This window comes from Snodgrassella sp. B3088, from assembly GCF_026535815.1.
GTDB classification, from domain to species: Bacteria; Pseudomonadota; Gammaproteobacteria; order Burkholderiales; family Neisseriaceae; genus Snodgrassella; species Snodgrassella alvi_E.
In genome coordinates, this window is sequence record NZ_JAFNPG010000002.1 from 526,099 (window position 1) to 538,660 (window position 12,562).

7 protein-coding genes are annotated in these 12,562 nt (G+C 44.5%); all 7 read right to left on the reverse strand.

The annotated features are described in order from the left end of the window. Positions 1-109: 109 nt before the first annotated feature. Positions 110-1,702 carry a bifunctional aspartate transaminase/aspartate 4-decarboxylase gene (locus J3U75_RS02920; RefSeq protein WP_100140570.1) on the reverse strand — a complete coding sequence of 531 codons (1,593 nt, stop codon included), beginning with the start codon at positions 1,700-1,702 and terminating at the stop codon, positions 110-112. A gap of 31 nt (positions 1,703-1,733) precedes the next feature. Then, the gene (gene aspT, locus J3U75_RS02925) at positions 1,734-3,434 is read right to left on the reverse strand and encodes an aspartate-alanine antiporter (RefSeq protein WP_267390417.1); all 1,701 of its coding nucleotides are present in this window, start codon (positions 3,432-3,434) and stop codon (positions 1,734-1,736) included. 927 nt (positions 3,435-4,361) lie between these two features. Continuing rightward, complete coding sequence (locus tag J3U75_RS02930) at positions 4,362-5,936, reverse strand: patatin-like phospholipase family protein (RefSeq protein ID WP_267390418.1); 1,575 nt, start codon at positions 5,934-5,936, stop codon at positions 4,362-4,364. A 140-nt stretch (positions 5,937-6,076) separates the two neighbouring features. Continuing rightward, positions 6,077-7,555, reverse strand: a complete 1,479-nt coding sequence (locus J3U75_RS02935; RefSeq protein WP_267390419.1) for an efflux transporter outer membrane subunit — start codon at positions 7,553-7,555, stop codon at positions 6,077-6,079. A gap of 31 nt (positions 7,556-7,586) precedes the next feature. Next, positions 7,587-8,714 carry an ABC transporter permease gene (locus J3U75_RS02940; RefSeq protein WP_100152656.1) on the reverse strand — a complete coding sequence of 376 codons (1,128 nt, stop codon included), beginning with the start codon at positions 8,712-8,714 and terminating at the stop codon, positions 7,587-7,589. Further along, entirely contained in the window at positions 8,715-11,510 is a 2,796-nt protein-coding gene (gene rbbA / locus J3U75_RS02945; protein WP_267390422.1) for a ribosome-associated ATPase/putative transporter RbbA, read from the reverse strand. A 1-nt stretch (position 11,511) separates the two neighbouring features. Beyond that, positions 11,512-12,510 (reverse strand): HlyD family secretion protein, encoded by a 999-nt coding sequence (locus J3U75_RS02950; protein WP_267390424.1) that lies wholly within the window; start codon positions 12,508-12,510, stop codon positions 11,512-11,514. Positions 12,511-12,562 lie beyond the last annotated feature (52 nt).

Genomic DNA, 12,562 nt, shown 5'->3' on the forward strand with positions numbered 1-12,562 from the left:
AACTATACTAATATCCTAGTTAAAACAAAAGCTGTGCATGATAAAGGCAAACATAATAGCGCCGTACTTTCTAAAGTACGGCGCTGATTTAAAGCTCAAACAAAATTAATTATTTGCTGGCTTTAAATTCTTCGTAATACTCGCAAGCCAGTTTATGCAGTGAAGCACCGATGGCTTTGTACTGGTATTCGTTCAGGTTGGCCAGAGATACACGACCAGATGGGTGACGTACCGCAAAGCCTTTACCAGGTAACAATACTACGCCGGATTCATCTGCAATTCTGAACAGCAGTTCATTTGGGTTTTTGGTTTTAACTACCCATTCAGCAAACTCGTTACCATACAACTGACGGGCAGTATCTTCCATATCCACCAGAGTATAGTAATCTACGCTGTTTTCGTTGAACTCGTGTTTGATACCCAGCTGTTTGTACATAGCGGCGCTGCGATTGCGAATCAGAGCCATCAATGCGTCTTTATACTGTTTCTTGGTATCCATCATTTCGGCCAAAGAGAACAGTACCATCTGTACCTGCTGCGGAGTAGACAGACCAGCAGTGTGGTTCAGCGCTACAGCACGGCTATCAGCTACCATACGGTCAATCAGTTTCAGTTTTTCTGGTTCCGGAGTGATAGACAAGTAACGTTCATGCAGAATTTTGCGTTCTTCTTCCGGCAGTTCTGCAATTTTCTTATCTAGTACATTTTCTTTGGCCATGGCAATTACGCCCAGACGCCAACCGGTTGCACCAAAGTATTTGGAGAAAGAGTAAACCAGAATGGTGTTGTACGGACACATGGTAAACAGAGACTCAAAGTTCTCAGCAAAAGTACCGTAAACGTCATCAGTCAAGATAATCAAATCAGGACGTTTTTTCACGATGTCCGCGATAATCTGGAGACTGCGGTCGTCCATTTTCACTGAAGGTGGGTTGGACGGATTAACCAGATAGAATGCTTTGATGGAAGGATCTTCTAGTTTACGCAGTTCGCTTTCAGGATACTGCCAGTCCAGTTTCGGATCAGCATTGATTAATACTTCTTCCAGTTCGTAATCATTCAGTTCTGGAATTTCCAGATATGGCGTGAAAATTGGGGCACCCAGAGCAATTTTGTCACCTTTACGAATCAGACCATTCTGTTTCAGCGAGCTGAAAATATAGGCCATAGCGGCGGTACCACCTTCAGTGGCAAATAAGTCGATATCATCGTTAGCCAGTGTTTTGGCACCCATTTCTTCAAGAACGTAGGTTTTAACGATTTCTTCAGACAAACGCAGCATGCGGTCTGGTACGGGATAGTTGCAGCCCAGAATGCCTTCAGTCATTTCCAGCAAGAACTGATGCTGATTGTAGCCAAGCTGGTCACGCACGTAAGACATGGCTTTACTCAGGAAGTCCACACCAGGTTTGTGGCGGTTGCGACGAATAAAATCGTCGAAGCGAGCCATCAAATCATCTTTAAATGGCATTCCGCCGATATTCTGGTCTAAGAAAGAGAAAGAGATTTCAGACTCTTCAGTAGCAAACAGACCTAATTCAAAAAATGCATTACGAGGCAAAGTAGCCAGAAAGTTGGGGTTACCACGGCCAGCATTCAGCATCATGCGGTCGTTGCGGCTCTGTGCCAAATCAATCAAATGATTTTTCAATTCAAATGGGCTTAAATTAGCATATTTTTCAAAATCATGTTTTGAAGTCATAACATTTTCCTCAAGAAGTTAAAAGCACATATCAAACAAGAGCCACAATCAATGGACCTAACAGTGTCAGGAACACATTGGCTAATGCATATGTAACGGCAAATGGAGTAGTCGGAATGGCATTACCTGCTTTATCCAATACTTCACCAAATGCAGGATTGGCACTACGTGAACCAGCCAGCGCACCGGCAAAGATTGCAGCGTTGTCATAACGCAGCACATAGCGACCAAAGAAAATTGCAAGAATCATCGGAACTAGTGTTACCACAACACCAATCAAAAACAGGGTCAGGCCATGTTCTTTAATTGTGGTAATTGCCTGTAAACCAGACTGCAAACCTACTACAGACACAAATCCAGCCAGACCGAAATCTTTCATGAACTGGGAAGCAGCTACCGGCATATTGCCAAACGTCTGCTTGCGAGCACGTAACCAGCCGAAAAACAGACCAGACAACAGCGCACCGCCACCTGCACCAAGCGTAATCGGGATATTGCCTACACGGACAACTACCCAACCAATAATCAGGCCAAGTACCACACCCAGACCGTGATAAGCCCAGTCGGTTTTACTGTTCACTGTAATTGGCGCACCAATAATATGAACAACACGATTAATATCACTGGTAGAACCATAGATGGTCATCACATCACCGAGTTTGAATTCGGTATCCGGTGTTACATCCAATTTTTCACCGTTGCGATGTAGGGCAATCAGATATATACCATGCTGAATTTCAAAATCGTGGTCACTGGAATGCACTTTGGAACGGATTTCAGCCATGGTTTTGTTGGCATAATCAGGGTTGCGGAAGACCACGTCTTTGGTATCCACAATCACTTCCAGACCCTGTTCAGAATCCAGCTCACGTCCAAACAACGTGCTAACAGCAGCCACTGCTTCACGGCGGCCTACGATCAGAATAATGTCGTCTTTTTTCAGCACTGTAGACGGTGTGCAATCAATTAAGTTACCGTGACGTTTGATGCGCTCAATGGTAATACCCAGATTGTCCAGCTCAATATCTTTAATGGATTTCTGAATGTCATTTTCCACTACATAGATACGACCTACCATCTGCGTAATCGCCATACCCTGATTACCTTCCAGTGCCATTGCACCTTTCAGCTGTTCAGCTTCAGCAGCTACCGCATCATCGCGAATATCACGACCCATGATTTTCGGCAGCAAGTTCATACAGATAATGATCGCGCCTAATGAACCAAAGATATAAGTCACCGCATAACCAATGGCCACATTAGCCTGTAATTGCTGCAACTGGTCAGCAGGCAGTCCCATATGTGTCAAGGCATCGGCAGCAGTACCCAAAATCGCTGACTGGGTTAAACCACCGGCAGCAAGTCCTGCAGCCAGACCTTTATCCAGGTGGAACAGGCGTGCCATAATCATCACCGTGATAAAACCAGTAATGGCAATGAACAAAGCCAAAAAGATTTCACGCAGGGTTTTTACACCTAGTGAACGGAAAAACTGAGGACCACTTTCATAACCCACAGCATAAATAAATAAAGTAAACAGCAATGCCTTAAGACCAGAATCAATGTGTACATTGAGCAAGCTTAAAAGCACTGCCACCAACAGAGAGCCAGCGACTCCGCCAAGCTGGAACTTACCGAAACGAATACTGCCCAGTAAGTAGCCCAGACTTAATGACAGAAACAGCAGAATAACCGGCGATTCCTGAATATTAGTCAAAACCCAATTCAACATATGTCTACCTTCTCCTGAAAGAACGAAGGCTAGTGTGCGCTTGTGTGCTTTTAATTTTTGTCTTAATTTCAATAGGTATGAAAATAATTGATAACTTTAGTATTTTGTTAATTTTTATTGCATAAAATTAAATCAAATAATCACATTTAACTACTATGTAATAGCAATTTCACACTTTCCAAAAAGCGAAATTAAAAGTGCACAACCACTGATTTATAAGCAAAAAGTTAAGAGATTGTTCAGATAAATTCATTCATAAATAAATATTATTATATTTTAATTATGCTTATTGAGTTTTAAATTAGAAATATTCAATAAATATGTATTACTACTCGCATTAAAATATTTCATTTCTTACTAAATATATTTAGCTAAAAAGCATAATAATTTATTAAGATATATAAATGTCATCTCAAATACAATTGATAATCTCTAACATATTGAAATGATAATAGGAATCTTAATTAACAACTCCTTTATTTTTGATTGATTCTGTAGCCAATTCACCACAAAAAAAGATTTTAAACTAAAAAAAATGCCATTAAAATTAACAAAAATTGCATATTAAAAAAATTTGGCTTAATGAATAGAAATTCATTTCAATTATATTCATAAATTTAACCAAAACCCCTTATTCGTTTTTCATACCTTCGTTTTGCCGATTTTTCTTATCAAAATCTGCTTTAATCAATGCATAAAATACAAATAAACAATTAAGAAATAACATTATTTTTATAAAGCCAGATCATTAGCCAGATCATTCATTCTTCTTTTTCAGTGGTTGCACATCAGCAAGTGCATTTATTTTTGGTGTATGGTGGCAAGATAAAACAAAAGCCTGAGAAAAATCTCAGGCTTTAATCAATAAAAATCAAATCCAGCATTTATTACATCTGCCGAACCTTATCTTTCTAAGCAAATACCTTGTTAGCGCAATATAGGTACAGCTTCAGTATTAATAAAATTGACCACACCGCTTACGTGATTCTGCACATTATCAACTGCATCGGTACCGGTTGCATCTGTAGCAGACTCTTCATCTGTGTCTGCCTGAGTAGCAGCAACATCATCTCCATATAAAGTAAATGGTTCAGGTGTCGAGGTATCAGGTTCTACCCCAATATCCTTAATCAGACGCTGATATTCTGAAGATTGAGCCAGTAATAGTTTGGCCGCCTTACGCAAATTATTAACTTCACTATGTGCTAGATAAAACGTTGTCGGAATATGAATGACTTTATCCCTCAGCGGTGATGGCGGCATATCCAACAGATTCACACTCACATAATATACCTGTGGTGTACCCTCACTGCGGCTCTCGTTCCACCAATCCACATATTTTTGAAACTGATGCTGCGTATCTTCCGAATATTTCTCAATCGGAATACTGGTTAGTGCTCGCACAACTTCAGCTGTACCTGGAACACTGGCACTACTGTCTATGGAATTTTTGCGCTGAGTTTGTGCATTGACATTAATAATAATGATTTTATGAATCTTCGCTGACTCTAGCCGGTCATATAAAGTTTTATTACTATAGAGCTCCGTGGCATCCAGCAGACTGCGCAAACCCAGATTATCGGTCAGCCCACCATCCAACAAGTGAATATATGGCCGCTTCTGGCTATCTTGGTACTGCTTCAAATTGGCACGGTATACGGCTCTAGTCTGCGCTCGGAATGAAGTCGTCCCAGTAGCATCAACATTATTACTATCAACTAAGTTATCCGGTAAATGATAGTGGCAGTTGCCACCATTATTATTTAAAGTTACCGGAGCAAAGACGAGCGGTACTGCACTGGATGCAGCCACCGCGCGCGCAATCGGCAAATCGGTCAGGTCCAAACAAAGTAAATCAAAATATTCTTGGGTAAAATCCAGACGGCTGCCCAGACTCATATCAGTAGCACTAATCACTACAAACGGCCCTTGCCGCTTATTATTTAAATCAGCATAAGTTGCCCCGTGATATAAGTGCAAATCCAGCTGCTCCTGCAATAAATCTCCACGACCAAATTCTGGTGAACCCAGCCTTGACCAGTTTGCCATCGAGAATAACTGCCCGATAAGCATTTTCTGTAAATTCAAATTGAGAAAATTCTGCTCAAATTTTGGAATGGTTTCCGATCCATGCAGCCCGAAATAAGTAGCCAGGATAGAACCACCGGAAATCCCATACACCACATCTACCGTATCCAATAGGCTTTTAGGCCGGCCATCTATTTTGACCTGTTGTTTTTTCAGCGATTCAAGCACGCCATAGCCGAAAGCAGCCGCACGAGTCCCCCCACCGGACAGCATGACAATTCCGATTACATCATCTTTCTTATCCGCTTTATTATTGAGTAGAGCACGCTGCAAACGATAGCCGTCTGGATTCTTACTAACATCATCTATTACAGCTACAGGCTGATAACGCAGTGTAGAACAAGCTGCCAGCCCGAACAATGCCATCAACATCAGCACTTGTCGCATCATTGATCGATTAAAACATAGCTGCATGCATGGCTCCCGAAGCAGAAAAAATAGATATTAAACAAGATTCTTACAGAAATCATACGTCGCATTAGCGAGTAAACTAATAGTGCGACATCTTCAACACTTAATTTTGAATATACAGCATTTGCATTTCAGCACAATGCTCATTCCTCCTCACTGCTTTGCCAGCCTCCTCCCAGTGCCTTATATAAATTCACTAGATTGCGTGCCTCTTCCAGCCTTACCTGCACTTGCTTGTCAGCAATATCCTCGGCATTCAGGCGTGCACGCAAACTGCGATCAAGCGTCATATCGCCAAAGCGAAACAACTTTTCAGCAGCACCAGCCTGACTGGTTGCCTGAGTTTGTGCCTGATGTATCAGCTTCGTCTGCTGATACAGACTAAACTGCATCTGATAGGCATTATCCACTTCAGCTAAAGCTTGAAGAATTAAATGATCATATTCAGCAATTGCAGCCTGTAGCTGAGCGTCTGCTCTTTCGATATTGTGTTTAATCCGTCCGGCAGTAAATACCGGAATCGTCATACTGGCGTCTAGTAATCCGCCTGTATTTTTTAAATATGAAGTATTACTATTTAAATGTATTTGTCCTGTCTGCCATAAAAAATTCAGGCTGAAGCGTGGCAATCTATCAGCTTTAGCACTGGCCAGACCAGCACTCATTGCTTTCACCATATTTTCCTGAGTGCGAATATCTGGTCGACGCGTAATCACGTCCAGAGGCAGTTGTCCGGCCGGTGCAGCGGGAAGTTGCTGCAAAATATCCACTGGTGCAGCTGCAATGACAAAACCTTGCGGTTCCTGACCAGTTAAAACCGCTATATTGCGCTGATACACTTCAGCCTGAGCCTGATAAGTAGCAATCTGCGCCTGCATCGAAGACAACTTGGCGGCCACTTCTCTCACATCATAAGCCGTCGCCTGCCCAGCACGGAAACGACCTTGTGTATAGCGCTGCAACTGTTTCAGCGTCGCCACACTGTGTTCGCCTATTTTTGCCCGCTGCTGCATGGCTCGCATTTTCAGATAATTCTCTGCAATCTCACTGCTAAGCATCATCTGTGCACCATGCCAACGCTCAGTCGCACTTAGGCTTAGATATCGCATTTCATCAGCGTCACTGCGTTTCTGTCCAAACACATCAGGTTCCCAACTGGCGGTAAAACCTGCCTGCACAGTATTGCCATGCAAACGAGTGCGATTGGCACCCAGAGGAGAGCCTGCTGCCTGCAAATAATCACGAGTATTGCCAATCAAAGGCAAATTCAGATCTTTCAGAGTATTGTCACCATTATATCGATGCAGGCCGCCACTACTTTCCACTCCAGCTTGTGGGCGCAAATCTGCTTCAGCCATGGCTGCACTGGCTCGCGCTGCAAGCATATTGTCTTTCATGCCAGCCAGATTACGATTGTTTTTCAAACCGATTTCAATCAGGTCGTTTAATAACGGATCAGGCCAGCTCTGCCACCAGCGGCTGATATCTGCTGTTCCCCGTGCTGCAGCATTCTGCTCAAACTGTTGAGGAATACCCACTGTAGACCTCACCTTTATATCGGTACGGCTACAGCCTGCCAGTAAACCCAAAGCGAGTACTACTGCCAACCACGTTTTATTCATTTCCATTTGTCCTGAATCTACGACATCTACATTAAGAATGCTGCGCCAGCATGCCGCGAAAACGTGACAGTGCCAAGGCCAGAAACAGCACGCCCATAATGGACATCATCATAATTTTCGGCCATACGGTCATCAGCCCAGCATTGCGAAACAACACATCCTGACTAAACTGAGTAAATTGTGTTTCAGGCGACAACCACGTTATATACTGAAAAAAAGCCGGCATACTTTCCAAAGGTGATTCCGAACCAGAAAGCAACCGCATCACCACATATATCGGCAAACACAGCAAGCCAAATTGCGGCATCGTCGGCGCCAGCGTGGCAAACCAAATACCCAGCGAAGCCACCGAAAATAAATAAATAAACATACCCAGACTAAACAACGACACCGAGCCGTTAATCGGAATATGCAGCCATCCCTCAATCACCAGCCACAGCGACAACAGCGAAGCCACCGAAATCACAGCACCATTAGCAAAAATCTTCGCCATCACAATTTCACTGGGACGTACCGGCATCACCAATAACTGTTCAATCGTGCCGTGTTCGCGCTCACGAATAACCGCTGCCCCTACCAGAATAATTGCCAACAAAGTTAAGTTCGATACCACATTCATTGTTGCAATAAACCACGCCGATTCGCCATTGGGATTAAATTGGACATTCATCACTGGCGTGACCGGTGAAAAAGTAGCGGCCGACTGTTGCCGTAAAAAAGAACGCGTTTGCGCATCAATAATCTGACTTAAATAATTAAAGCCAATACCAGCCTGAGTTACCGACGTTGCATCAGCCAGAACCTGAATAGTAGGCGATCTGCCAGCCACCACATCCCGCTCAAAATTAGCCGGAATATCGAGAACAAAAACATAATCGCCTTTATCCATTGCCGCATCAATATCTTCGCGTCTTACTTCTACCGGCGGCTTAAAATAAGGTTCCAGCAGCGCATCCCGAATCCGGTACGATAACACACTGTGATCTGCATCCATCACCGCTACAGAAGCATGGCGCACCTCAGTAGAAATACTGGTAGCAACTGTATAAATAGCCACGGACAGCACCACCACCATCAGCGCAATCAGCACCACGTCGCTTAGCAGACTTTTCAGCTCCTTGACACTCAGCACCCAGACATTTTTAAACCATTGCAGCATCTACACCTCCTGCTTTTTCAACAAGCAGCCGGCTAAAAACACATACGCCAGACAAAATGCCAGCAAAACCAGATAGTAGTTAATGAAATCCAGAAAACCCAATCCTTTAGTAAAACCACCAAGACTAATTAGCTGATACCATGCCGTGGGGAAACTCCAGCCCAGCCAGTAATTAATACCGGTGAGCGTAGACAATGGATAGAGCAAGCCAGAGAAATTAAGCGCCGGAATCAGCGACAGAATGGCCGAACCAAAAATTGCCGCCACCTGAGACTTCACAAAGCTAGAAATAAGCAAACCAAAAGCTGTGGCTGCACAAATCAGTGCCAGCGCTCCCACACTCATGGCTAAAAAACTGCCACGTACTGGTACACCAAGCACCACCACCGCCAGCCACACTAGAATCAAATAGCTAATAAAAGAAACCACTACATAGGGAATCTGCTTGCCAATCAGAAACTGCCGTACCGAAGCCGGCGAAGTGTATAAATTGGTAATCGAACCAATTTCTCGCTCCCGCACCACACCCAGCGCCGTCATCATCACCGGTATTAGCATCATCGCCATCATAATCATACCGGGTGTAATTGCAAAAATGCTTTTAAAATCCTGATTATAAACATAACGAGGCGCAACCTGTGCTGCCGGTTTAAGCGAAATAGGTAAACCCGTCTGTGCCCATTCCGCCGCTGCATAGCGTTCCAGTATCATGAGAATAAAGCTTTTAATGTTTTCTGCCATAAAAGGCATCGTGCCATCAACATAAAAACCAACTTCCGGCTTATCTCCGCGCAGTAAGTCACGGCCAAAATGTGGCGGTATATCAATAACCAGACGTGCCTTAGATACCTTCAACGTTTCATCAATTTCATTTGCACTGTGCAGCGTGCCGGTAAAAGTAAAATAGCGCGAACCACGGAAATATTCGACTAAAGCACGGCTTTCCACCGTCTGGTCACGGTCCATTACCGCAAATTTCACATGTTCCACATCAAAGGATACAGACCACGCCGCCATCATCATCAGCACCACCGGTCCAAACAAGGCAAAAAATAGGCGAATTTTGTCTCGCATCAGCTCTTTGCCTTCACGTACTGCAAACGTCCATACCGTCCGAAACCAGTAAGAAACACTGTCCGCATTCATTGCCTTCCCAGCCACAGCTGGCGCCATTGCAGTTTGCTGCTGTTCCTTCTGTTCTGCATCTACCTGCGGAACGCTATTCTCTGTTTTGTCTACCGCTTCCTGTAAATAATCAATAAAAGCAGTTTCCAGATCATCTGTTTGTTTATTGGCACACAACTCCTGTGGCGTACCAATTGCCAGCACCCGCCCCTGATGCATAAACGATATGCGGTCACAGCGTTGCGCTTCATTCATAAAGTGGGTAGATACAAAAATTGTGGTGCGATTCTGGCGTGATAAATCCAGCAGATGATGCCAGAACATATCTCTGGCCACAGGATCCACACCAGAGGTAGGCTCATCCAGTATCAGAACTTGTGGATGATGCAAACAGGCAGCAGCCAGTTGCAAACGTTGACGAATACCTAAAGGCAATTCACTCGGTTGCGTATCAGCAAATTCCTGTAAATCAAACTGCTGCAACGATTCCAGTATCGCCGTTTCAATTTGATTTGTATCCATTTCATACAGCTTGGCAGAGAGCACCAGATTTTGCCGCACCGTCAATTCTTCATACAAAGAAAACGACTGCGACATATAACCAATCTTCATGCGCGTCGTCATATCATTAGCATCAACAGTTTTACCCAGCAGCTTAGCACTACCAGAACTGGCATCCAGCAAGCCGGTAAGCATTTTCATTGTAGTTGATTTGCCGCATCCATTAGAGCCCAAAAAACCGAAAATTTCGCCCCGTTCAATAGTAAAACTTACATTATTAACTGCTACAAAATCGCCAAATCGCTTAGTTAATTCCTTAGCCTCAATTGCCGGAGGTGAATTTTTGTCTGGTACAAACGGCGTCAGCTCTAAACTGCCACCTTTATTTTGCTTTGCCTCAGGCAACATTTTCACATACGCCTGTTCCAGCGTATCCGTATGCGTATCCTCCAGCACCTGCTGCGTAGGAGCATTAACAATCAGACGACCATCGTCCATAGCCAGCAGATATTCAAAGCGTTTGGCCTCGTCAAAATAGGCGGTAGCGACAATTACAGTCATATCCGGGTTTTCCACCCGTAATTCATCAATTAGTTGCCAAAACTGCCGCCGCGACAATGGATCCACACCAGTAGTCGGCTCATCCAGAATCAGCAGTTCCGGATTATGTACCAACGCACAACACAGACTCAGCTTTTGCTTCATCCCACCGGAAAGCTTACCAGCTGGTCGTTCGGCAAACGGAGCCAATCTGGTTGCCTGCAACAAACGAGCAATCCGCTGCTTACGCTCCTCACCACGCAAACCAAATAGCCGCGCATGAAAATCCACATTTTCATTCACTGATAAGGTTGGATACAGATTTTGTCCGAGCCCCTGTGGCATGAAGGCAATCCGGTGACTTAGCAATTGGCGGCTGTGTTTCAACGCCATACTTTCACCAAAAACCAGCACATCACCTTGCTGGATAATCTTCACACCAGCAATCAAAGACAGCAAAGTAGATTTACCAACCCCGTCTGGTCCAATCAGCCCCACCGTTGCGCAGCGGCGGATTTGCAAAGATACATCGCGCAAAGCCACCGTCTGCCGATACTGATGTGACACATGGCGTAAATCAACTGCCCAATCTTCCTCTGTATCAGCCTGCTCTCTGGCAGTTTTCTCCATTTCAGGCACCCTTGGCTGCTGGTTTCAAGTTAGGTAATTTAACCTGCCACTGCTGCGGCCAAGCTCTATTGTTATCAAAGCGGATATAGCCATTACCCGTTAATCCGCCCTTGAGCAAACCACTATACTGCAACGCCACCTGTGCCGGAATTTTCAGTTTTACCTTATACATCAGCTTCTGCCGCTCATTCATCGTTTCCACAAATTTCGGCGTAAACTGCGCATTAGAATCAATAAAATCCACTTTAGCTGGCCATACTGCATCCATTCCATCCAGCACAATCCTTGCCTCATCACCGAGTTTCAGCTTACCAATCGTATCCGTAGGCAAATATACCGACAAAGTTACATCAGTCGGGTCAAGCAAAGAAACAACCTTATTCCCCTCACCCAGCACATTGCCCGCTTCAGCAATCCGGTACTCCACTCGACCTGCTTTGGGTGCCCGAATCAGCATATCGTTATTAGCAGAAAATGTCGCATCAATCTGCGCCTGTGCCTGTTTCACCGCCGCAAGAGCCTCAGCACGTGCTGCCTGCGCCGATTTTACCTTGGCAATTGCCACATCCCGTTCCGCCAGACGTCGGCGTAATTCAGGTGCAGACACCAATTCATCTGATTTAAGCTGGCGCGCATTGTCCAGATCCATCTGCGCTACTTTATGAGCTTGTTGCTGTGCAGCAATTTCCGCATCAGCCTTAGATACATTTTCCAGCGCACGTTGCTTATCTGCGCGTGCGGCCGCCAGCTTACTACTGGTCTGATCAGATGACAGTTCAGCCAAAACCTGATTTTTGGCTACCACATCCCCCTCATCCACCTTCATTTCAATTACTCGCCCAGAATAAAGTGTTGCCACATCCAGCCGTTTTAGCTCCATGCGTCCGTTTCCGCCTGCAAAACCATCCGGTAAAGACACATGACTGCGTATATTTATCCAAACCGCCACACCCACCAGAACCAATACCACCAACACAAACAACAGCCTTCTTGTTTTCATTTATCTGTCCCTGAATGAACTGTTTTTTATTGGCCTCACATCATGAAACCCA